This is a genomic window from Azospirillum lipoferum 4B, from assembly GCF_000283655.1.
GTDB classification, from domain to species: Bacteria; Pseudomonadota; Alphaproteobacteria; order Azospirillales; family Azospirillaceae; genus Azospirillum; species Azospirillum lipoferum_C.
Map to the genome: position 1 here is coordinate 875,107 of NC_016585.1, position 21,607 is coordinate 896,713.

Sequence of the window (21,607 nt, forward strand, 5' to 3'; positions counted from 1 at the left end):
GATCAAAGCTTGCCGGTGACCCAGTAATCGATCCGGGCCTTGTTGTTCTTGATGTAATTGTCGACCGCCTTCTCATAGCTGGACTGGCGGGCTTCCTGCATCATCGCCTCCAGATCGCCAATCGGCAGGACCATGCGATTCAGGAACTCGTAGACTTCCGGATGATCCTGGTAGAAACCCTTCCGGACGATGGCGTTCACGCTCTCCAGCCCGCCCAGAGCGCCCTTCGGATCGTCGATGTAGCGCAGCTTCCAGTTGGCGAACATCCAGTGCGGGCTCCAGCTCGTCACGACGATCCACTCGTTGCGCTTCATGGCGCGCTCCAGAGCGGCGAGCATCGCGGCATCGCTGGCCGACACCAGCTGCATTCCCTTCAGATCATAGGTCTTCAGCGCCTTCTCCGACGCCTGCATCAGCCCCGAACCCGGATCGATGCCCTGGATCTTGCCGCCCAGCTGCTTCTGCACCTCGGGCTTCTTCAGGTCTTCGATGGATTTGACCTGGTCGACGGGAATATAGTCCGGCACCACCCAGCCCAGACGGGCGCGGGTGTAGAGCGGGCCGAGGTCGACGATGTCCTTGCCGACCTTGTCGAGATAGGGCTTGTGGGTCAGCGGCTGCCAGGACATCAGCATGGCATCCAGCTTGCCGCTGGCGATGCCCTGATACTGGATGCCGATATCGGCCATGGTCAGCTCGACCTTGTAGCCGAACCGCTCCTCGATCACATGCTTGGCCAGCTTCGTCACCGCCTCGGCGTCCGACCAGGCGGTCCAGCCGATGTTGATGGACTTCTCCGCCGCCTGCGCCTTATTGGCGATCGCACCGGCCCCAACACCGACGGTCATGGCCGCCGACAGCAGAATGCCCAAGGCTTTACCGAAGATTTTCATCAAGAAGCCTCCTCTTATCGTTTGTTTGTTTGGATCGGCTGATTCGCCATGCGGAGACGCTTGTACCGGACGTGTGCAAGTGCCCCGGCAGATCACCCCCGTCTTGCCGATGGCCGTGACCGGGCGAAGGACCCGCATTCAGCTTGCGGATGGTCGATCACCGTCGCGGATGAAGGCGGAAAGCCGATTCCAACTGATGCGAACCGTTGCGGACATCAGTATCGATTGAGGAAGAATGCCGGGCCTGAAAGCAAAAAACCTTCATCAGAGCGGCAATTCGTATCGGATTTGCGACAGCCTCGCACGAACCCCGCCCGGCCTGCGAATTCTGCACAGCCTGCAAGCCGATACCTTGAAAAGGTCTGCGGCGGACAAACCTTCACCACCGCTCGACGAAGCGGCCATCGCCGTTGAACAATCGCGTCATGTCGCAAACCGACCATTGCCGAAGTCCGGCTGGCGCAAAAAGACCGGACTGGCTGTCGGCCTTTTTAAAGTTGATGTCGCAATCCAGAACGCGGCGCGCTCCGGCGAGCGGCACGCTGTGCTCCGTGGAATCGAGAAAAGCACAGCCCGGTCAAGGTTGAGACGGTTCCGCGAACACACGGCCCCACTCCCGCAGAAGGTCAACCGTCATGTCGTCCGAGATCTCCATAGAAACCCTGCTGACGCGCCGCAAGAAGGGGTACAGCCTGGAAGCCCCGTTCTACACAAGCGAGGAAATTTTCAAGCTGGACATGGAGATCATCTTCGGCCGCCACTGGCTGCATGTGGGCGTCGAACCGGACGTGCCGGAGCCGGGCGACGTGATGGTGGTGGATATCGGCAAGACGTCCGTCATCGTCATGCGCGACGACGACATGGAACTGCGCGCCTATCACAATGTCTGCCGCCATCGCGGCGCGCGCATCATCCTCAAGGAAAAGACCTCGGTCGGCAATCTGGTGTGCAGCTATCACCAGTGGACCTACGGCCAGGACGGCGAGCTTCTGTTCGCCGAGCATATGGGCAACGATTTCGACCGCAAGTGCCGGAACCTGAAAAAGGTGCACATCCGGTCCGTCGGCGGCCTGATCTTCATCTGCCTGGCGGAGGAGGCTCCGGACGACATCGACCGCATGGCGGCGGCCATCGAGCCCTACATCCTTCCGCACGACCTGAAGAACTGCAAGGTCGCCAAGACGGTGGACCTGATCGAGAAGGGCAACTGGAAGCTCACGATGGAAAACAATCGTGAATGCTACCACTGCGTCGGCAACCATCCGGAACTGACCATCCCGCTGTTCGAATACGGCTTCGGCTTCGCCCCCGACGGCACCAACCCGAAGCGGATGGAGCACGCCGCGAAGTACGAGGCGCTGGTGCAGTCCTGCCACCTCGGCTGGGAGGCGGCCGGCTTCCCCAGCCGCGAGGTCGAGCGCCTGACCGACGTCACCGGCTTCCGCACCGAACGCCTGCCGCTGGACGGCGCCGGCGAGGCCCACACCAAGGACACCCGCAGCGCGTCGCAGAAGCTGCTGGGGTCGATCACCGAGCGCAAGCTGGGCGCCCTGTCCTTCTGGACCCAGCCGAACTCGTGGAACCACTTCATGAGCGACCACATCGTGACCTTCTCGGTGTTCCCGCTCGGTCCCGACCGCAACCTGCTGCGCACCCGCTGGCTGGTCCACAAGGACGCGGTCGAGGGCGTCGACTACGACCTGAACCGCCTGACCGAGGTGTGGGAGGCGACCAACCAGCAGGATGCCGATCTGGTCGAGATCTCGCACAACGGCGCCATCAGCCCCGCCTACGAGCCCGGCCCCTATTCGCCCTACACCGAGCCGCTCGTCGAGAAGTTCACGGATTGGTATGTCAGCCGCATGTCCGAGCATCTGCTGGGCAAGCAGGCCGCGGTGGGCGTCGCCGCCGAGTAACGCGATGCCAGGGCGGTCCCGGCCGGCAAGCCGCCGGGATCGCCCGTTGTTCACGGCTGAAGGAGAGAGATGACGATGCAGCAGGATGCGGCTCCGGCTCCGGTCAGGGACTGGGATCCCGAAATCGACGACACGCTGGTGTGCCGGGCGGTGCGGGACGAAACGCATGACGTGAAGACCTTCGTCTTCGCACCGAAGCGCCCCTGCCTGTTCCGGTTCAAGCCGGGCCAGTTCATCACGCTGGAATTGCCCATCGGCGGTGAAACCGTTCAGCGCAGCTACACCGTCTCCTCTTCCGCCGCGCGGCCGCACCGGCTTTCCATCACCGTCAAGCGCGTGCCCGGCGGCCCGGTGTCGAACTGGCTGCACGACACTCTGAAGCCCGGCGACACGATCCGCGCGGTCGGTCCGCTCGGCGAGTTCACGCCCGGCGAGTCCGAGAAGCCGCGCAAGTTCCTGTTCCTGTCAGGCGGCAGCGGCGTCACGCCCCTGATGTCGATGACCCGGACCTTCGACGATCTGGGCGAGGATCATGATATCGTCTTCGTCCACGCCGCCCGCACGCCGGCCGACATCGTCTTTCGCCGCGAACTGGACGCGCTGACCGGTCCCGGCCGCCGCCTGCGCGTCGCGCATGTCTGCGAGGGCATCGGCACCGAGGCCCATTGGGCCGGTTTCACCGGCCGGCTGTCTCTGCCGATGCTGGGACTGATCGCTCCGGATTTCATGGAGCGCGAGGTCTATGTCTGCGGTCCCGGACCCTTCATGAAGGCGGTGCGCAGCTTCCTGGAAGGGGGTGGCTTCGATATGAGCCGCTACCACCAGGAAAGTTTCAACTTCGAGGAAATGGCCGCGGAACTCGCAGCCGGACATGCCGCGGAAGACCTGTCGGCCCAGGCGGCAGCGATCCAGGCCGCACCGGCCGGGGAAGCGCCGGCCTCGGCCGGGTTCCGCATCGAATTCACGAAGACCGGCAAGGTCTTCACCTGCCCGCCCGACATGGCGGTGGCGGATGCCGCATCGGCCGCCGACATCCGGGTTCCGACCTCCTGCTCGCGCGGGTTGTGCGGAACCTGCAAGACGAAATTGATCTCCGGCACCGTGGAAATGAACCACACCGGCGGCATTCGCAAACGCGAAATCGACCAGGGGTTGATTCTGCTTTGCTGCAGCCGCCCGACCAGCGATCTGGTGATAGAACGCTAGGATCGTTGCCATTGAATTGTCTTCCGGGCGCAGGCCAGTGAGGCTAGCATCCGGAATGACGGATCGAAAGCGATCAGACCGGGGCGATCAGACTGGGGCGATCAGCTCTGGGGCCGTCGGACTGGGAGGATGTCCTGGTGGGGAAGACAGTGGAATATCGCCGTTTCGGCGGTAGCGGTCCCGCACCCCGGCAGGAGGAACGCGCGCTTTTGTCGGTCGGGTTCATCCTGACCAACAACTTTACGCTGACGGCGCTCGCCCCCTTCATCGACGCCCTGCGGCTGGCCGCCGACGAAGGCGACAGATCGCGACAGATCCGCTGCCGCTGGACCATCATGGGGTCGCGGCCGGAACCGGTGATGTCCAGTTGCGGCATCGGCGTCGCCCGCTGGGAGCCGCTGACCGATCCCCGCCGCTTCGACTATCTGGTCGTGGTGGGCGGGCTGCTGCACGCCGGCCCGCAACTCGACGACGAGACGCTGGCCTATCTGCGCGCCGCGGCATCCTATGGCGTGACCCTGGTCGGCGTGTGCACCGGCAGCTTCGTGCTGAGCCGCATCGGCCTGATGAAGAACCGGCGCTGCTGCGTCAGCTGGTACCATCACAGCGATTTCATCGAGGAATTTCCCGATCTGGTGCCGGTGGCCGACCAACTCTACGTGGTGGACCGCGACCGCATCACCTGCTCGGGCGGCGCCGGGGTGGCGGATCTGGCCGCCTTCCTGATCGAGCGCCATCTGGGCCGCGCCACGGCGCAGAAAACCATGCATATCCTGCTGATCGACAAGGCCCGTCCGGCCAGCCAGTCGCAACCGCAGCCGCCGACGGTCATGGAGATCACCAACGACCGGGTCCGCCGCGCCCTGCTGCTGATGGAGCAGCACATCAGCGATCCCCTGTCGGTGGAAGAGATCGTCGGTCGCCTGAACGTCAGCACCCGGCAGTTCGAACGGCTGTTCCGGCTGGCCGTGGGCACCAGCCCGGCCACCTATTACCGCAGCCTGCGCCTGCGCTATGGCCACTGGCTGCTGCGCAACACCAAGCTCTCGGTCACCGCCATCGCGAACGAGGCCGGCTTCGCCGACTGCGCGCATTTCTCCCGCCAGTTCCGGGAGTTGTTCGGCGTCCCGCCATCGGAGGTGCGGCGCACCGCCGGACCGGATGTGGAGGCCGACCCGCATTTTTCGCCTCTTGCCGCTTTCCGGCGTGCCGACGGCGATACCCTCCTGCCCGACCGCCGCCTGTTCGAGGATCCCGCGCCGATTGTCCAGGATGGCGCACCGGTGGAATGACGGGCGACAGTTGCCGCAAATTTTCTCCGAAAATTCAAATACTTGATCGAGCCGTACCGCTCCACTCCGCCCCTGTCGCAAAAAGGTAATTCCCGGTCGCGGGGGGCAACGCGACAATGGCCGCGATGGTGAATTCTTGGCAGGCTCAATACTGGGGATCGTTCCTGCCATGTCCTCACCCGCCGAAGCCCTTCTGAAGCCTCTTCAGATCAAGCATCTGACGATCCGTAACCGCGTGATGAGCACAAGCCATGCGCCGGGCTACGGATCCGAAGGCAAGCCAAAGGAACGCTATCAGCTCTACCACGAGGAGAAGGCCAAAGGCGGCATCGGGCTGACGATGTTCGGCGGCTCCTCCTCCGTCGCGGTGGACAGCCCGGCGGCCCCGTGGAACCAGATTTCCGTCGCCGACGACAGCGTCATTCCCTTCTTCCGCGAGTTCTCCGACCGGGTGCACCGCCATGGCGCGGCGCTGATGATCCAGCTGACCCACATGGGCCGGCGCACCCGCTGGGACACCGAGAACTGGCTTCCCACCGTCTCCGCATCCGCCGCCCGCGAACCGGCGCACCGCAACACGCCGAAGGAGATGGAGGATTTCGATTTCAAGCGGATCATCGCCGGCTATGCCGCCGCTGCCCGCCGCTGCAAGGAAGGCGGACTGGACGGGTTCGAGCTGTCGGCCGCCCACGGGCATCTGATCGACCAGTTCTGGAGCCCCTCGGTCAACCGGCGCACCGACAAGTATGGCGGCAGCCTGGAAAACCGCATGCGCTTCGGCATCGAGGTGTTCGAGGCGATCCGTGCCGAGGTCGGCGACGATTACGTCATCGGCATGCGCATGTCGGGCGACGAGCTGATCGACGACGGCCTCAGCCACGAGGACTGCATCGCCATCGCCCGGACCTATGCCGAACGCGGGTTGATCGATTTCGTCAATGTCCTGGGCGGTCAGGCGCGCGATCATCTGGCGCATGCCATATCGCTGCCCAACATGTCCTTCCCGGTCGCCCCTTTCCTGCATCTGGCCAGCGGCATCAAGCGCGAAGCCGGCATTCCCGTCTTCCATGCCCAGCGCGTGACCGACCTCGCCACCGCCGCCCGCGCGGTGGAGGAAGGCCATGTCGACATGGTCGCCATGACCCGCGCCCACATCGCCGATCCGCATCTGGTGCGCAAGCTGATGGAAGGCCGGCTGGACGATGTGCGCCAGTGCGTCGGCGCCGGCTATTGCATCGACCGCATCTATGTCGGCGGCGACGCGCTGTGCATCCAGAACGCCGCGACGGGCCGCGAGCGCAGCATGCCGCATGTGATCCCGAAGGCGGAGCGCAAGCGCCGCGTCGTCGTGGTCGGCGGCGGCCCCGGCGGCCTGGAAGCCGCCCGCGTCTGCGCCGAGCGCGGCCATTCGGTCGTGCTGCTGGAACGCAACGCCACCCCCGGCGGCCAGATCGGCATCGCCGCCAAGGCGACCTGGCGCGAGGCGATGAGCGGCATCACCCGCTGGCTGTCCCAGCAGGTCACCAAGCTGGGCGTCGATGTCCGCCTTGGGGTCGAGGCCGACCGCGCCGCGATCGAGGCCGAGAAGCCCGACGTCGTGATCCTCGCCACCGGCGGCCGTCCCAACCGCGGCGACTTCAAGGGCGCCGATCTGGCGGTGTCGACCTGGGATGTCCTGACGGGGGCGGTGGAACCGACCGGAACCGTGCTGATGTATGACGGCACGGGCCAGCATCACGGCGCGTCCTGCGCCGAGTTCATGGCCAAGCGCGGCGCGCTGGTGGAGATCGCCACCCCCGACCGCATGGTCGCGGAGGAGGTCGGCACCACCAACCAGCCGATCCACCTGCGCGAGCTTTACAAGCTGAACGTGGTGATGACCACCAACCACCAGCTCGTGGAAATCTACCAGGAGGGCAACCGCCGCGTCGCCGTCCTGCGCAATGAATACACCCACGAGGAGGAGGAGCGGCTGGTCGACCAGATCGTGGTGGAATTGGGCACCCTGCCCAACGACGGCCTCTATTTCGATCTCAAGGACCGGTCGCTGAACCGCGGCGAAACCGATCTCGACAGCCTGATCGCCGGCCGGCCGCAACCGGTGCAGGCCAACGGTCATGGCGGCTACACGCTGCATCGCATCGGCGATGCGGTGGCCGGCCGCAACATCCACGCCGCGATCTACGACGCCGCACGTCTCTGCAAGGACATCTGAAACCTCTGCCCCCGCCAAGCGACAGGAGCCGTTCGACGTGATCGCCACCGCTCTTTCAACCGTCGTCCTTGCCGTGCTCGTCATCGGCGCGGCATTGGCCGCCTGGCAGTCGCGTCGTTGGCTGGCCGGCCGGCCGGCCGCGGTCGGTGTGGTCGCCGGACTGCGCGCCCTGCCCGGCCGCTATCTGGTGGATGTCCATCATGTGGTGGGGCGGACGCCGTTCAACGCCCGCTTCCACGCTTTGGCCGCCGGCGGATTCCTCGCTGCGGTCCTGCTGCTGGTGGCGATGGCTGTCGGTGTCGCCGGCTGGTCCGTCGTCTGGCTGCTTCTGGCGGTCGTGCTGGCGGCGATGCTGGCGGGTTCCCTGATGGTCTGGCATCGCCGCCGGGTCGTCCGCCCGCGTGAGCTGTCGCAGGGCCGCTTCGCCCGCCTCCCCGTCTCGCTTCTGGGATTTTCCGGCTCCCTGCTGGCGGTGTCCCTCGATCAGGCGCTGGGCGGCGTCATGCCGGAGGCCCTGGCCCTGGTCCTCGTCGCGATTGCCGGGCTGGCGATGGCCGATCTGGTGTGGGGCGTGTGGAAGGGGCCGCTGAAGCACGCGGTGCATGGGGCGCTGCATCTGGCCTTTCACCCGCGTCCGGCCCGCTTCCACGATGGCAAGGGCCGCGACACCGGGCTGAAGCCGCTGCCGCTCGCTCCGCAAGAGGATGCAGGCACCGTCGAGCCGGGCGCGCTGGGTGTGGAACGCCCCGTCGATTTCGCATGGAACCGTCTGCTCGGCTTCGATGCCTGCGTCCAGTGCGGGCGTTGCGAGACCGCCTGCCCGGCCTATGCCGCTGGCCTGCCGCTGAACCCGAAGAAGCTGGTGCAGGATCTGGTCATCGCCATGGACGGGCAGGCCAGCGACGCCGCCTATGCCGGCAATCCCCATCCCGGCCGCGGCGTCGGCAAGGCCCATGGCGGGGCGGCGCTGCCGCTGATCGGGCCGGATGCGATGATCCATCCCGACACGCTGTGGTCCTGCACCACCTGCCGCGCCTGCGTGCAGGAATGCCCGATGATGATCGAGCATGTGGACGCCGTCGTCGATCTCCGCCGCTTCCAGACGCTGGAGCTGGGCGCCACGCCCGGCAAGGCCGCCGGCATGCTGGAGGAGCTGCGCGCCACCGACAATCCCGGCGGCCGCGCCCTGGCCCGGCGTTGGGACTGGGCGGCCGACCTGTCGCTGCCCCGGCTGGCGGCCGGCGGGTCCTGCGACACGCTGCTGTGGGTCGGCGACGGCGCCTTCGACCTTCGGGTCCAGCGCTCTCTGCGGGCACTGGTGGTGGTGCTGCGCCGCGCCGGTGTGGACTTCGCCGTTCTCGGCGACGAGGAGCTGGATTGCGGCGACGTCGCCCGCCGGCTGGGCGACGAGGCGACCTTCCAGTCGCTGGCGACCCGCAACGTGGCGACCTTGAACGCCCGCCGCTTCAGCCGCATCGTCACCGCCGATCCGCACGCGCTGCACACGCTGCGCAACGAATATCCGGCCTTCGGCGGCAATTGGACCGTGGTCCACCACACCGCCCTGCTGCTGGAGCTGATCGCCGGCGGCGCGCTGACGGTGACCAAGCCGGTCGGGCGCAGCGTCACCTTCCACGACCCCTGCTATCTCGGCCGCTACAACGGCGAGATCGAGGCGCCGCGCGCCCTGCTGGACGCCATCGGGGTGCAGCGCCGGGAGATGCTGCGGTCCGGCCTGCGGTCGAGCTGCTGCGGTGGCGGCGGTGGCGCCCCGCTGACCGACGTGTCGGGCGAACGCCGCATTCCCGACGTCCGCATGGAGCATGTCCGCGAGACCGGCGCCTCGATGGTCGCCGTCGCCTGCCCCAACTGCGCCCTGATGCTGGAGGGCGTCGTCGGTCCCCGGCCGGACGTGGCGGAAATCGCCGAACTGGTGCTCGCCGCGACGGAGACCGCCCGATGAGCCAACACACCACCATGCGCCGCCGTGTCGATCCCCGTGCCGAGCGCGCGTCCCGCACGATCCTGACCGGACAACGCCCGCGCGTGCTGCGCCAGCCGGTCGCCGCCGCGACGAACGAACGCCGCCGCGATCCTCGCGCCATCCGCGACGTGGCCCTGGTCCAGCGCCAGCCGCGCCCACGCTACGACTGGGCTCGCGACGCGGCCTCGGCCGGAACCGTTGCTGCGGTCGGCCACGCCATCGCCGCCGCACCGGCGATCCCGCTGCAGGTGATCGCCGAGCCGGCCTATCTGGTCCTTGCCATGCTCGACCGTCCCGGCGGCGAGGTGAGCGAGCATGACCGGCAGGTGATCGCCGCCGCCCGTCTGCTGGCCGACGGCGCAATTGGTGGTGGTGGCGGCGGTGCGGTGGTGACCGTCTCCACCGGTTCGGGGGAGGTCCTGGCCGAAGCCGGGTCCGACCGCCATGTCGCCCTGCCCGACGGCTGGGCCGACGATTACGTGCCGGAAAGGCGCGCCGCCGCCGCTTCGGCGCTGATGGAGGCGCTGTCTCCCCGCCACATCCTGTTCCCGGACACCCCGGACGGCGGCGACGTCGCGCGGCGGATCGCGGCGGCGACGGGGGAGCGGCTGTTCGCCGGTGTGCAGAGCCTCGGTCCCGACCGGGCGACGCGCCAGTCGGCCGGCGGCTCGCTGGAGACCGGGCGCCGCCCCACCCGGCTGATGACGATCGCGGTGGACGCCTTCGCCCCCCTCGACGGCGTGCGGCACGAGGCCAGGCCGCTCCACCTCGCCGCTCCGCTCACGGCCGGGGAAGAGGTCCTGCCCCGCCTGGGCGGCGCCCGGCGGCTGGCCGTCGATCCCGACGCCCTGTCGCTGTCGGAAACCGACTTCATCCTCAGCGCCGGCAACGGCGTGACCGACTGGCAGAGCTTCGCCGAGCTGGGCGAGGCGCTGGGCGCCACCCGCGCCGGCAGCCGTGTGGTGTGCGACGCCGGCCATCTGCCGCGCGAAAGGCAGGTCGGCGCCTCCGGCACGGTGGTCAGCGCGCGCTGCTATCTCGCCTTCGGCATCGCCGGTGCGCCGCAGCATCTTCAGGGCATCACCGGCGTCCGCAACGTGATCGCCGTCAACACCGACCTTCATGCCGAGATGATCAAGCGCGCCGACCTGTCCATCGTCGCCGATGCGCAGGAGATCATGCCCGCCCTGATCCGGCTCATCCGGGAGCGCCGCCATGGCTGATTTCTCCACGATGGGCGTCGCCGTCCTGCTGTCCATCGGCCGCCATCCGGTTTCCGGCCGTGCCCGACGCGCCGCCACCGATGCCCAGGCGCTGGAGATGGCGCTGGCTCTGCGCCCGCGCCGGCTGACGGCAATCCATGCCGGCCCGGCCGCCGACGGCGAGGCTCTGCGCGCCTATCTCGGCATGGGTCTGGAGCGGTTGACCGTGCTGGTCCTGCCGGAGGGAAGCGACCCGGTCGAACCGCTGATCGCCCATCTGCGCCGGCTCGACCCGTCGCTGATCCTGACCGGACGGCAGGCGGAGGACGGCGAGGGCAGCGGCATGCTGCCATACCTGATCGCCCGTGGCCTCGATGCCGCCGTCGTTCCCGATGTGGTGCGGATCGGCCCCGCCGATGCGCAGGCCTCCATGCCGGGCGCCGCCGATCTCGTTCAGGCGCTGCCGCGCGGACAGCGGCGGGCATTGACCGCCACCGGCCGCCTCGTAGCGACCATCCATCCTTCCGCCCCGCCCGCCCGCGCCTCGGCCTATGGCCCGGCCCGGCGGGGCATCATCGAGCCGATGGCGGTCCAGGCAACCGCCGACCTCTTCCTGTCGGACTGCGAACATCGGCCATGGCGCCCGAAGCCCAAGCTGATGCGTGTCAAACGCGGCGGATCGGCCCTCGACCGGCTGAAGGCGGCGACCGAGAGCAAGAGCGGAAAGGGCCAACTGCTGGTCAACCCGACAGCCGAAGCGGGAGCGCTGGCCATTTACGACAGCCTAGTCGAACAGGGAATGCTTCCATGAATATGCACAACGATTCTCTCAGTCCCACGGGCCACGCTGTCGCGCAATCAGGGGGGACCTGTCGATGAACACGATGATGCGAAGCGCGGTTTCGGTCGGCGCACCGGCCAACCTGGGCTTTCCCCGCGGAGCCGCCAGGACGAGCATCGGCGAGGACGCGGCCGTCCGCCTCGAGGTGCGGAACGTCTACAAGGTGTTCTCCCCCGATCCGAAACCCGCGCTGACGATGCTGCGCCAGGGCGCCAGCAAGGCCGAGGTTCTGGAGAAGCTGAACGTCAATGTCGGTGTCCTGGATGCCAGCTTCCAGGTCCGCGCCGGCGAGATCTTCGTCATCATGGGGCTGTCGGGGTCCGGCAAGTCCACCATGATCCGTCTGCTGAACCGGCTGATCGAACCCAGCAGCGGCGAGATCCTGCTCGACGGCAAGGACCTGGTCAGCATGTCCAAGGCCGAGCTGATCCAGGCCCGCCGCCGCAACATGGGCATGGTCTTCCAGTCCTTCGCCCTGATGCCCCATCTGAGCGCGCTGGACAACGCCGCCTTCGGCCTGGAGATCTCCGGCGCGTCCAAGGCGGAACGCCACAAGGCCGCGCAGCAGGCGCTGGAGCAGGTGGGCCTGGGCACCTACTCCCACCGCTACCCGCGCGAGATGTCCGGCGGCATGCAGCAGCGCGTCGGGCTGGCCCGCGCGCTGGCCAACGACCCGACCATCCTGCTGATGGACGAGGCCTTCTCCGCCCTCGACCCGCTGATCCGCACCGAGATGCAGGACGAGTTGCTGCGCCTGCAGCGCGAGCACCAGCGCACCATCGTCTTCATCTCCCACGACCTGGACGAGGCGATGCGCATCGGCGACCGCATCGCCATCATGGAGGGCGGGCGCATCGTGCAGGTCGGCACGCCCTACGAGATCCTCAGCCGCCCGGCCGACGATTATGTCCGCTCCTTCTTCCGCAACGTCGATGCCTCCAAGGTGCTGCGCGCCGGCGACGTGGCGCGCTACGAAGCGACCAACACCGTCATCCGCATGCCCGGCGAACTTGCCCCGGCCCTGCAGCAGCTGCGCGAGAACCACCACAATTTCGGTTATGTCCGCACCCAGGACGGCCGCTTCGAAGGTGTCGTTTCGCAGGCGACGCTGGACCGCGAGCTGAGGGGGCCGCAGCCGCGCTTCGTCAACGCCTTCCTGCCGGACGTCCGCACCGTCAATGCCGCGACGCCCATCCACGCCCTGCTCGCTCTCGTCGCCGACACCGAATGGCCGGTGCCCGTCGTCGATGACGACGGCAACTTCCTCGGCGCCATCTCGCGCGCCCTCATGCTCCACACCCTGGTCCGGGGGGATTGACCGATGGAATTCGAAATCAGAATCGGCAAATGGGTCGAGGAACTGGTCGGCTTCATGCTCGACCATTTCCAGTCGACGTTCGACGCGATCTCGACGGTGGTGAACGGCTTCGGCGGCGCCATCGACTTCGTGCTGGTCGGGGCGCCGGCCTGGCTGCTGATCGGGCTGATCGTCGCGACGTCGCTTTGGCGCGTCGGCGCCGGCTTCGCCGTGTTCACGACCGCGGCCCTGCTGCTGATCTCCGGCATGGGTCTGTGGACGGAGACCGCCTCCACGCTGGGCCTGGTCCTGACCTCCACCCTGCTCTGCCTGCTGATCGGCGTGCCGCTGGGCATCTGGATGGCGCGCAACCGCGTGGTCGAGAGCATCGTCCGCACCACTCTGGACTTCATGCAGACGATGCCGGCCTTCGTCTACCTGATCCCGGCCGTGATGTTCTTCGGTCTGGGCCGGGTGCCGGGCATCCTCGCCACCGTGATCTTCGCCATGCCGCCGGCCGTGCGCCTGACCGCGCTCGGTATCCAGCAGGTGCCGGGCGAGATCGTCGAGGCCGGCAAGGCCTTCGGTTGCCATGACCGCCAGCTTCTGTTCAAGGTGCAGCTGCCGAACGCCCTGCCGTCGATCATGGCCGGGGTGAACCAGACCATGATGATGGCGCTGTCGATGATCGTCATCGCCTCCATGATCGGTGCCGGCGGCCTGGGCAACGTCGTGCTGCAGGGCATCCAGCGCCTGGACATCGCGCTCGGCTTCGAAAGCGGGCTCAGCGTCGTGCTGCTGGCGATCATCCTCGACCGCATCACCCAGAGCTTCGGCAGGACCGCCGTCGCTCCGCGCCCGGCACGCTTCGCGTTCCTGCGGCGGTTTCTGCCGGTGCCGGCGCGGTGAGCGCGGGGGCTCTCCCGGAAGGGGGCTTCGCCGCCGCTCTTCCGGCGCGGCCCGTTCCATCCCACGGGCGGCCGCCGCATGGCGAAACGCAACTGGGCAACATACGGGTGGAGCGGCTGACCGCCGCCGCCCTGGCCGACCGGCTGGAGGAACTGGCGGTCCTGCGGTTGGCGGTGCTGGGCGAGTTCCCGTTTCTCTATTCCGGGTCGGCCGCCTACGAGCAACGCTATCTCTCCGATCTCGGCAGCCTGTCGGGCGGCCTCATCCTGGCCGCCTTCGAGCGCGACCGGATGATCGCCGCCGCCACCGGCGCACCGCTCGACCGGGAACTGGACGCGTTGCGCGATCCCTTCACCCATGCCGGCCGCGACCCCCGCTCGATCTTCTATTTCGGCGAGGTGGTGGTCCTGCCTTCCCATCGTGGTCAGGGGGTGGGAACCGCCCTGCTGGAAATCGGCGAGTCCCATATTCGCCAGGGCAACCGCTTCACCTCCGCCGCCTTCGGCGAGATCGTGCGATCCACCGACCACCCCCGCCGCCCGAAGACCTACCGGACGCCCGATTCCGCATGGCGGCGGCTGGGCTACCGGCTAGAGCCGGATATCGGCGGCACCCTGTCCTGGTGCGATGCCGGCGACAGGGAGGAGACCGCAAAGCCCCTTCGCTTCTGGGCAAAGCCCCTCGCCACCAGCATCGGAGCATGACGCATGCCGCAGGACGGTCTGGTCCTCGATCTTCCGGCCAGGGACATTAAGGCCGGGAGCAGCCCGGGCGTCGATTGTCCGCTGCTGGTCCGCGAAATTCCCTACCGCGATCCGCTGACCGCCTTCGCTCCCTGGGCAGGCCAGCCTCTCGCCACCCTTCTGCACAGTGCCGCGGAGGCCGGTGGCCGGGGCCGTTGGAGCATCCTCGCCGTCGACCCCTTCCGCACGATCCTGGCGCATGGCGGATCCGTCACGGTGGATGGCCATGCGGTCGCCGGCGATCCCTTCGCCGTGCTGGAACAGCAGCTTGAAGCCTGCCGCCAAAGCATCCCCCCCGACCTGCCCGTTCCCTTCGCCGGCGGCGCCGTCGGCTTCCTCGGCTATGAACTGGGGCAGGTGCTGGAACGGCTGCCGGCACGCCATGGCGACGACACCGACCTGCCCGACATGGCCTTCGGATTGTACGATACCGTCATCGTGTTCGATGAACGGGAACGGCGTGGCTGGATCCTCTCCAACGGCTTTCCCGAGACCACCCCGATCCGGCGCCGCCTCCGCGCTGCCGACCGCCTGCAATCATTCCTTGACCGCCTGGAAGCCGCGCCCGCCGTCCTGCCGCCGCCCCACGCCGCCACCGCCGTCTGGCGGCCGGAGATCGAGCGCGACGATTATTGCCGCCGGGTCGAGCGGGTGCTGGAATACATCCGCGCCGGCGACATCTTCCAGGCCAACTTCACCGGGCGCTTCCTGGCCGACCGGCCGGCGGGGCTGTCGGTGTTCGACCTGTACCGCCGCCTGCTGGCGCTCGGCCCCGCCCCCTTCGCAGCCTGCCTGTCGCTGCCCGGCGGCACCGGTCTGGCCAGCGCCTCGCCCGAGCGCTTCATCCGGCTTCACGCCGACGGCCGCATGGAAACCCGCCCGATCAAGGGGACCCGCCCGCGCGGCACCGATACGGAGGAAGACGACGCCTTGGCCCGCGAGTTGGAAGGCAGCGTCAAGGATCGGGCCGAGAATCTGATGATCACCGATCTGCTGCGCAACGACATCGGCCGCGTGGCACGCATCGGCAGCGTCAAGGTGCCGGTCCTGTGCGGGGTGGAGCGCTTCGCTTCCGTCCACCATCTGGTTTCGGTGATCGAGGGGCGGCTGAAGCCGGGATTGGGGCCGGTCGACCTGCTGCGCGCCACCTTTCCCGGCGGCTCCATCACCGGCGCGCCCAAGATCCGCGCCATGGAGATCATCGACGAGCTGGAGGACTCACGGCGCGGCGCCTATTGCGGGTCGGTCGCCTGGATCGGCTTCGACGGGGCGATGGACAGCAGCATCGTCATCCGCACCCTGACCGTCACGCCCGACCGCGTCATCGCCCAGGCCGGCGGCGGCATCGTCGCCGATTCCGATCCTGCCGCCGAGCATGACGAGATGATGGTGAAGATCCGCCCGCAGCTGCGCGCGCTGGATGGCGGCTGAGGCGCCAGGATCGGGACGTCCCGATCAGTGGGAGGTCTGGATCGGGACGCCGACAGTCAGGACGCCGATACCGACCGAAGGGTAAGCGACAGGGGGCCGTTCCGGCGTGGCCATTCGACCACGTCGCCGGCCCGTCCGCCCATCAGCGCCTCGCCCAACGGCGATTGCCAGCTGATCCGGCCGGCGGCAGGATCGGCCTCCTCGCCGCCGACCAGGGTAAATGTCCATCGGCGTCCGCTCTCATCCTCGGCAACGACGACGGAGCCGAAACCGGCCTCCTCCGCCGGGCCGGCAGGGCGCACCACAACGGCGGCGGCCAGACGGGCGCGGAGCAGGTCGGCGCGCCGCCTGGCACTGCTCGTTGCCTGCCGGTCCTCCGGCGCATCGGAGCCGCGCAGTTTCGCGATCTCCGCATCGGCCTCGGCAAGCTCCGCCTGCCAGGCGGCGACGGTGGCGGCGGACACATGCAGGGGGCCGGTGATCTGCGGCAGCGGCCCCTCGGTCTCGGCGTCGCTTTCCTTGACGAAGGCGCGGCTCATGTCTGCCTCCTCAACCCAGCAGCGCCATGGCGGCAGCAGGGGCGCAACTGGCGACCCAGCCCTGACCGGGGGCGCCCACCACATCGCTGAAATCCAGATAGGGGCGGCCCAGCCGGGCAGCCACCTCCTTCACGACGGCGCGCCCGACGCCGGCCCCGACCACCGGCGCGTCCGCCGGCAGAAACGGCGTTCCGGCCGACAGCACGCGACAGGCGGCATCGTGGATGCGGCGCAACTGCCGTTCGGTCAAATCGGCGGCCATCGCCTGCCAGACCGCCGGATCGTAATCGCCGGCATCATGGCCGACCATGCGCGCCAGACGGCGCAGGCTGGCCTCCACCGTCTTCGCCCCATTGTCGGCGGCGGGGTGCTGGTCCGCCGCCTCGTCCAGCCGGCCCAGGACCCGGTAGAGGTCGGCGCTGGTGGCGAAATACTCGGCCATCATCGGCAACCGCTCGCCCGCGACGAGGGCGGTGCGCTCCATCGCCATCACCGCCGTGCGGGTCAGGCCGGTATAGAGCAGCTCCTCCACCGCCATCCGCTCATGATCGGTGATGCCGCGCGCCGCCACCGCACCGTCCCGCACCGGCACGATGTCCGTGGTGGTGCTGCCCATGTCGACCAGAAGCGCCGCCGGCAGACACCGGGCGACGACAGCGGCCGTCGCCATCCAGTTCGCCGACGCCACCTCCATCACCCGGCCGCGCGCCTCCAGCGGCGACAGCAGCCCGCCCCGGCCGGCATAGACGCGCAGCCGTCCCTGCGGCAGGGCAGCCTCCATGCGCTCGATCAGCGTGTGTACGCCCTGGACGCGGTCGTCGAACAGGTCGACCAGTTCGCCGGTCATCGTCACCACATGGTCGGCGTCGGCCGGCAGGCGCTCCAGCACGGTGGCGAGCGCCGCGTCCAGCTCTCCGATCCCCTGCCAAAGCCGGCAAGGCACCTGCACCGCATCGCGCAGCCGGCCCTGCTCCGCCCAGGCGGCCTTCAGGTGGGCCCCGCCGATGTCCCAGCCGATCACGGTCGATGAATGGACGTCAGACATGCGCGCCCTCCCGGCCGGCGTCGGCCGATATGGTGTGGAACAGATCCAGGATTTCACCGGCCGGATTCCAGCCCAGCACCCGCGACAGCCCGGAATAGCCGACGGACAGGCGCGGGTTCACCTCCACCACCACCGGGCCATTCGATTCGGGGCCGTCGGGCCGGTCGATGAGGTCGACGGCGACATAGCCACGCAGCCCCGGGATCGCGGCGGCGATGGCGCGGGCGAGCGGCTCCCAGGCGGCACGGCGGCGCTCCATCGCCCCGACCTCCACGCCATGGAAGGAGAAGCAGCCATGTCCACGCTCCACCCTCTGGCGATTGCAGCCGAGCAGCCGCACCCCGCCGGCCGCGTCGACCAGCATCGACAGGCTGCACGCCTCGCCATCCACCAACGGCTGGACGATCCAGCGGCCGGCATGAGGCGGCGTCCAGTCGGCAATGTCGTCGACGACGAAGGTGTCGAGGCAACCGGCGCCATCGTCCGGCTTCACCACATGGCGGGCGGCGGGCGGCGGCGGGGCGCCGAAGGGTAAGGTGGGAATCGCCGCGATGCCGTGTGCGGCCAGCCGTGCCGCCGTCGCCGTCTTCGACGATGCAAGGGCGATGGCGTCGGGCGCGCAGGCGACCACCGGCCGGCCGGTGCCGCGGAACAGCGCGGCGACATGGCCCAGCAGCCCGTCGCTTTCGGGCGCAATCGGCCAGACCACATCGCACAGGGCGGCGGCATCGCGCCACCGCGAGTCCGGGTCCTCGCCCGGCGCCACCGGAAACAGGGCGACCCGGTCGGGCGGAAATGAGGGCGGGGGAAGGCGGTTGTCCCAGCACAAAGTGACGTGTATTCCATCCAGCGCGACCAGATCGCCGACCAGGGCCGCGACCATCGCGTTGGCATCCGCCATCAGCTCCGTCGGAAGCGGCCCGTTGCACAGCGCACCGCCGGTGACATACTCGCAGACCAGAACCCGACGAAGGCCGTTCTCCATGGACATCGTTCCCGTAATCGACCTGCTTGGCGGGCAGGTTGTTCATGCCAAACGGGGGGAGCGCGACCGCTACCGCCCCATCGAAACTGCGCTGATCCCAGGATCGGCACCCCAGGATATCGTGGCCGCGTTGCTGGCGCTGCATCCCTTCCGCGCCTGCTATGTCGCCGATCTCGACGCGATCGGGGGCAATGGCGACCATCGCTCCACCGTCGCGGCGCTGCAGGCCCGCTGGCCGGAGGTGGCGTTCTGGGTCGATGCCGGTCTGGCGACGCCGGACGATTGCCGCCGCTGGCTCGACGCCGGGATCCGCCATCTGGTGATCGGCAGCGAAAGCCAGACCGACGGGGCGACGCTGGAGGCGGCGTTGACGCTCGCCGGACAGGACCGGGTGGCGCTGTCGCTCGATATCCGGCAGGGAGTGCCGCTGGGACCGGCGGTGCTGCATGAGGATGCCGGCCGCTGGCCCGAGCGGGTGATCGCCATGACGCTGGACCGGGTCGGCTCGGGCGAGGGTCCAGACCTGGACCGTATCGCGGCGCTGGCGGCCCGGCGCCCGGGGGTTCGGGTGTGGGGGGCCGGCGGCGTGCGCGATGCGGCGGATCTGGATGCGCTGGCCACGCACGGCACCGATGCGGTGCTGGTGGCCAGCGCACTCCACGACCGTCGCCTCGACGCCGGGACGATTGCCCGCTTCGCCTCAGGTCAGCGTTCCTCCGGTCAGCCGGCGGCGAACGGGTGAACCGCAGCGGCCATGCCGTCCAGCATCTCCTGGGCGGTCGGGCTGCCGGCGATGGCGCGCTTCAGCGCGAGCTTGGTGGCTTCATGGTTGTAGTCCTGGATCTTGCGGTCGTCTTCCGCCTGCCAGTGGATGAAGACGCCGACGGAGATGAACAGGTCGTCGGCCTCGTCCGCCGGAATGGTGCCGTCCTCGACGCATTCGGCAACGGCCAGGGCGACGGCGCGCTGGGCCGGGCCGAACATCTGCACCGCCTGCTTGGCGTTCTTGATCGTCACCTTGTTGAACATGACGGTGGACGGCTTGACCATCAGGTTCGGCGCCAGCACGGCCAGCAGGCCGTTCACGCCTTCCTTCTGGTTGGTCAGGGTCTGGCAGAAGGCGGTCTCGGCGGCGCTGCCGCGCGGACCGATGATGAGATCGATGTGAGCGACTTCGTTGCCGTCGCCCACCAGAGCTTCGCCGACCATAACCTTGTCGATCTTAGGCATTGCGCATCCCTTGTGATGGTTGGTTCGATAAGGCTCCGCCGGATGTCTTCCGGCGGCCACGGTCCGGCAGGCAGGTCGCCGGCCAGCCGAAGCACGAACAGGCAGGCCACCGTCAGGTCGGCGGACGTGCCCGGATTGAGGCCGCGGCGCTTCAGCGCGCGGTCGAAAGCGAGAAGCCGGCGGGCCGTTGCGGCCTGATGGCCCGAATCGGTGCCGCCGAAGACAAGGCCGTTGGCGAGGCGCCGTTCCAGCCGGAATGCCTGGTCCCGCACACGCTCCGCCACCGCCGCGCCATGCTTGCGGGCGATGTGGGTGTCGGGGTGCAGCGCCATGAATCCCAGATGGATGGCGCTCGCCGCCTCCGCCGCACTGGCACCGCGACGCAGCGCCGAACGGCCGCGGGCCACGCCGAAGGTGAAGACGTCGGCGAAGGCGGTCGCGTACTGCCGCGCGATCAGATCGCGGTCGGCTGCGGCAGCCATGGCGGCCCGCAGGTCGATGCGAGGGGCCTCGGCGACGTCATGCTGCGGAGTCTCTCCCAGCCCGGCGGGCAGCGCCAGACGGATGGCCGCGAAGGCATCGGCGGCGTCGGCGACGCTGAGCCCGTCGAGCACCCGCGCCAGCCGCAGCCGCAGCGGCTCGCCCTTGTCGCGGCACAGCGCAGCGGCGGCGAGCGGCGCCAACAGCAGCACGATGCCGAGATTGGTGTTGCAGCCGGCCACATCCCGCGTCGCCGCGACGGCGCGCAGGATCGCTTCCCCCACCGGCCGGCCGGGCGTGGCGAGGATGGGGGCGATGGCGGCGGCGCTGTCCAGGAACTGCGTCACGCTCATGCCATGGCCTTCGGCATGGATGTGGACGTTGCCGGGCTTCAGCGCCAACAGCTCCAGCCGGCAGGCGGTGAACACCGCCTCCTCGACCGAGACCCGGCACTCCTGTCCGGGGGTCGGCAGCAGGGCGCTCATCCCGCCCTCCGCGCTTCACCCGATGCGGGCGAGGCCGAGGCCAGACGGGCCAGGACCAGATCGGCCAGCGCCTGCGCTACATCCACCGGCGTCACCGCCTGAAGACCGCGCCATGCCGGCATGCTGTTGACCTCCAGCACCAGGAAGCGGCCGTCGGGCGCGCGGATCACGTCCACCCCGGCATAATCGGCGCCCGCGGCGGCGGCGGCGGCCACCGCCAGCTCGCCCAGAATGCCGCCCGGACTGGCCGGATGGCAGCGCGCCCCCTGCTTTACGTTGGTGATCCAGTGATCGCCCTGACGGACCATGGCGGCCAGCGGACGCCCGTCCACCACGAAGACACGCCAGTCGAACCAGCCGCCATCCGCCGCGCCGACATACTCCTGCAGATGGTAGACGCCGGCGACCTCGTCGGGGACGGGCAGCTCCATGCCGGGATCGAGCCGCCGCAGCCCCTTGCCCTGCGACCCGAACAGCGGCTTCAGCACCGCGGCGCCGCCTTCGGCATGGAGGGCGGCCAGGATGGAGGACGCCTGGACGTGATCGGCGACGGTCCAGGTCCGCGGGGTCGGCACCCCGGCGGCGGCCAGCCGGAAGGCGGTGGCGCTCTTGTCGACGCAGCGCTCGATGGCCGCGGGGCTGTTGGCCACCGGCACGCCGGCATGGGCCAGCGCATGCAGCACGCCCAGCCGCACCGTCACCTGTTCGAAGCTGCCGGCGGAGATGGTGCGGACCAGACAGGCGTCGGGCAGGGCGCCATCGAAGCCCGGTATCACCGGCCCGTCCGGACCGAAGCCGCAGGCGCCGAGCGACACCGGGACCGCCTTCGCGCCGCGCCGGGCGAAGGCGGCGGTCAGCCGCCGGGTGTGCCAGTCGGCGCCGTCCACGAAGATGGCGATGCGGGTCCGTCCCAT

General features: G+C 68.8%; 20 protein-coding genes. 12 read left to right on the forward strand and 8 right to left on the reverse strand.

Going from position 1 to position 21,607, the window contains the following annotated elements:
* Positions 1–2: 2 nt before the first annotated feature.
* Together AZOLI_RS17625 and AZOLI_RS32570 are read right to left on the reverse strand one after the other, a co-directional pair.
* Entirely contained in the window at positions 3–893 is an 891-nt protein-coding gene (locus AZOLI_RS17625; protein WP_014188516.1) for a glycine betaine ABC transporter substrate-binding protein, read from the reverse strand.
* Between the two features lie 379 nt (positions 894–1,272).
* On the reverse strand, positions 1,273–1,434 hold the full coding sequence (locus AZOLI_RS32570) for a hypothetical protein (protein WP_162488257.1): 162 nt from the start codon (positions 1,432–1,434) through the stop codon (positions 1,273–1,275).
* A gap of 94 nt (positions 1,435–1,528) precedes the next feature.
* Here AZOLI_RS32570 and AZOLI_RS17630 point away from each other — a divergent pair, with 94 nt between their 5' ends.
* From AZOLI_RS17630 to pabB, 11 genes are all read left to right on the forward strand, one after another.
* The gene (locus AZOLI_RS17630) at positions 1,529–2,809 is read left to right on the forward strand and encodes an aromatic ring-hydroxylating oxygenase subunit alpha (protein ID WP_014188517.1); all 1,281 of its coding nucleotides are present in this window, start codon (positions 1,529–1,531) and stop codon (positions 2,807–2,809) included.
* Between the two features lie 75 nt (positions 2,810–2,884).
* Positions 2,885–4,015 carry a hybrid-cluster NAD(P)-dependent oxidoreductase gene (locus AZOLI_RS17635; protein WP_014188518.1) on the forward strand — a complete coding sequence of 377 codons (1,131 nt, stop codon included), beginning with the start codon at positions 2,885–2,887 and terminating at the stop codon, positions 4,013–4,015.
* A 137-nt stretch (positions 4,016–4,152) separates the two neighbouring features.
* On the forward strand, positions 4,153–5,307 hold the full coding sequence (locus AZOLI_RS17640; protein WP_065814232.1) for a GlxA family transcriptional regulator: 1,155 nt from the start codon (positions 4,153–4,155) through the stop codon (positions 5,305–5,307).
* A 169-nt stretch (positions 5,308–5,476) separates the two neighbouring features.
* Entirely contained in the window at positions 5,477–7,522 is a 2,046-nt protein-coding gene (locus AZOLI_RS17645) for an NADH:flavin oxidoreductase (RefSeq protein WP_014188520.1), read from the forward strand.
* 37 nt (positions 7,523–7,559) lie between these two features.
* Positions 7,560–9,485, forward strand: coding sequence for a (Fe-S)-binding protein (locus AZOLI_RS17650; RefSeq protein WP_014188521.1), 1,926 nt, complete (start codon positions 7,560–7,562; stop codon positions 9,483–9,485).
* On the forward strand, positions 9,482–10,729 hold the full coding sequence (locus AZOLI_RS17655; protein WP_014188522.1) for an electron transfer flavoprotein subunit alpha/FixB family protein: 1,248 nt from the start codon (positions 9,482–9,484) through the stop codon (positions 10,727–10,729). The genes AZOLI_RS17650 and AZOLI_RS17655 overlap by 4 nt, the downstream gene beginning before the upstream one ends.
* Positions 10,722–11,519 (forward strand): electron transfer flavoprotein subunit beta, encoded by a 798-nt coding sequence (locus tag AZOLI_RS17660; RefSeq protein WP_162488258.1) that lies wholly within the window; start codon positions 10,722–10,724, stop codon positions 11,517–11,519. The genes AZOLI_RS17655 and AZOLI_RS17660 overlap by 8 nt, the downstream gene beginning before the upstream one ends.
* A gap of 64 nt (positions 11,520–11,583) precedes the next feature.
* Positions 11,584–12,867 (forward strand): glycine betaine/L-proline ABC transporter ATP-binding protein ProV, encoded by a 1,284-nt coding sequence (gene proV / locus AZOLI_RS17665; RefSeq protein ID WP_014188524.1) that lies wholly within the window; start codon positions 11,584–11,586, stop codon positions 12,865–12,867.
* A 3-nt stretch (positions 12,868–12,870) separates the two neighbouring features.
* On the forward strand, positions 12,871–13,755 hold the full coding sequence (locus tag AZOLI_RS17670) for an ABC transporter permease (RefSeq protein WP_014188525.1): 885 nt from the start codon (positions 12,871–12,873) through the stop codon (positions 13,753–13,755).
* On the forward strand, positions 13,752–14,459 hold the full coding sequence (locus AZOLI_RS17675; RefSeq protein ID WP_014188526.1) for a GNAT family N-acetyltransferase: 708 nt from the start codon (positions 13,752–13,754) through the stop codon (positions 14,457–14,459). The genes AZOLI_RS17670 and AZOLI_RS17675 overlap by 4 nt, the downstream gene beginning before the upstream one ends.
* Positions 14,460–14,462: 3 nt before the next feature.
* Positions 14,463–15,929, forward strand: a complete 1,467-nt coding sequence (gene pabB / locus AZOLI_RS17680; RefSeq protein ID WP_014188527.1) for an aminodeoxychorismate synthase component I — start codon at positions 14,463–14,465, stop codon at positions 15,927–15,929.
* 56 nt (positions 15,930–15,985) lie between these two features.
* Here the strand turns inward: pabB and AZOLI_RS17685 are convergent, their stop codons facing one another.
* Genes AZOLI_RS17685 through AZOLI_RS17695 form a run of 3 tightly spaced genes read right to left on the reverse strand, consistent with a single transcriptional unit; the run spans position 15,986 to position 18,498 of the window.
* Positions 15,986–16,468: a GreA/GreB family elongation factor gene (locus AZOLI_RS17685; protein ID WP_014188528.1), complete on the reverse strand. Its 483-nt coding sequence runs from the start codon at positions 16,466–16,468 to the stop codon at positions 15,986–15,988.
* Between the two features lie 10 nt (positions 16,469–16,478).
* Entirely contained in the window at positions 16,479–17,513 is a 1,035-nt protein-coding gene (locus tag AZOLI_RS17690) for a hydantoinase/oxoprolinase family protein (RefSeq protein WP_014188529.1), read from the reverse strand.
* Positions 17,506–18,498, reverse strand: a complete 993-nt coding sequence (locus AZOLI_RS17695) for an ATP-grasp domain-containing protein (RefSeq protein ID WP_014188530.1) — start codon at positions 18,496–18,498, stop codon at positions 17,506–17,508. The genes AZOLI_RS17690 and AZOLI_RS17695 overlap by 8 nt, the downstream gene beginning before the upstream one ends.
* On the opposite strand from AZOLI_RS17695, the gene AZOLI_RS17700 reads away from it, so the two are divergent.
* Complete coding sequence (locus AZOLI_RS17700; protein WP_044551599.1) at positions 18,497–19,240, forward strand: HisA/HisF-related TIM barrel protein; 744 nt, start codon at positions 18,497–18,499, stop codon at positions 19,238–19,240. The two genes, AZOLI_RS17695 and AZOLI_RS17700, sit on opposite strands and share 2 nt — an antisense overlap.
* Here the strand turns inward: AZOLI_RS17700 and fae are convergent.
* From fae to AZOLI_RS17715, 3 genes are read right to left on the reverse strand one after another with little or no spacing between them, the layout of a single operon-like run.
* Positions 19,219–19,707: a formaldehyde-activating enzyme gene (gene fae / locus AZOLI_RS17705; protein WP_244442573.1), complete on the reverse strand. Its 489-nt coding sequence runs from the start codon at positions 19,705–19,707 to the stop codon at positions 19,219–19,221. The two genes, AZOLI_RS17700 and fae, sit on opposite strands and share 22 nt — an antisense overlap.
* On the reverse strand, positions 19,602–20,693 hold the full coding sequence (locus AZOLI_RS31290; RefSeq protein ID WP_014188533.1) for a triphosphoribosyl-dephospho-CoA synthase: 1,092 nt from the start codon (positions 20,691–20,693) through the stop codon (positions 19,602–19,604). Before AZOLI_RS31290 ends, fae begins: the two co-directional genes overlap by 106 nt.
* Positions 20,690–21,607 carry an ATP-grasp domain-containing protein gene (locus AZOLI_RS17715; protein ID WP_014188534.1) on the reverse strand — a complete coding sequence of 306 codons (918 nt, stop codon included), beginning with the start codon at positions 21,605–21,607 and terminating at the stop codon, positions 20,690–20,692. The genes AZOLI_RS31290 and AZOLI_RS17715 overlap by 4 nt, the downstream gene beginning before the upstream one ends.

Bases quoted from the DNA above. Each gene is read 5' to 3' on its own strand.
- AZOLI_RS31290 (WP_014188533.1), bottom strand. From the start codon at position 20,693: ATGAGCGCCCTGCTGCCGACCCCCGGACAGGAGTGCCGGGTCTCGGTC.
- AZOLI_RS17695 (WP_014188530.1), bottom strand. From the start codon at position 18,498: ATGGAGAACGGCCTTCGTCGGGTTCTGGTCTGCGAGTATGTCACCGGC.
- AZOLI_RS17645 (WP_014188520.1), top strand. From the start codon at position 5,477: ATGTCCTCACCCGCCGAAGCCCTTCTGAAGCCTCTTCAGATCAAGCAT.
- AZOLI_RS17670 (WP_014188525.1), top strand. From the start codon at position 12,871: ATGGAATTCGAAATCAGAATCGGCAAATGGGTCGAGGAACTGGTCGGC.
- AZOLI_RS17630 (WP_014188517.1), top strand. From the start codon at position 1,529: ATGTCGTCCGAGATCTCCATAGAAACCCTGCTGACGCGCCGCAAGAAG.
- AZOLI_RS17715 (WP_014188534.1), bottom strand. From the start codon at position 21,607: ATGGGACGGACCCGCATCGCCATCTTCGTGGACGGCGCCGACTGGCAC.
- AZOLI_RS17700 (WP_044551599.1), top strand. From the start codon at position 18,497: ATGGACATCGTTCCCGTAATCGACCTGCTTGGCGGGCAGGTTGTTCAT.
- AZOLI_RS17685 (WP_014188528.1), bottom strand. From the start codon at position 16,468: ATGAGCCGCGCCTTCGTCAAGGAAAGCGACGCCGAGACCGAGGGGCCG.
- AZOLI_RS17660 (WP_162488258.1), top strand. From the start codon at position 10,722: ATGGCTGATTTCTCCACGATGGGCGTCGCCGTCCTGCTGTCCATCGGC.
- AZOLI_RS17625 (WP_014188516.1), bottom strand. From the start codon at position 893: ATGAAAATCTTCGGTAAAGCCTTGGGCATTCTGCTGTCGGCGGCCATG.
- fae (WP_244442573.1), bottom strand. From the start codon at position 19,707: ATGGTCGGCGAAGCTCTGGTGGGCGACGGCAACGAAGTCGCTCACATC.
- AZOLI_RS17635 (WP_014188518.1), top strand. From the start codon at position 2,885: ATGCAGCAGGATGCGGCTCCGGCTCCGGTCAGGGACTGGGATCCCGAA.
- AZOLI_RS17655 (WP_014188522.1), top strand. From the start codon at position 9,482: ATGAGCCAACACACCACCATGCGCCGCCGTGTCGATCCCCGTGCCGAG.
- pabB (WP_014188527.1), top strand. From the start codon at position 14,463: ATGCCGCAGGACGGTCTGGTCCTCGATCTTCCGGCCAGGGACATTAAG.
- proV (WP_014188524.1), top strand. From the start codon at position 11,584: ATGAACACGATGATGCGAAGCGCGGTTTCGGTCGGCGCACCGGCCAAC.
- AZOLI_RS17690 (WP_014188529.1), bottom strand. From the start codon at position 17,513: ATGTCTGACGTCCATTCATCGACCGTGATCGGCTGGGACATCGGCGGG.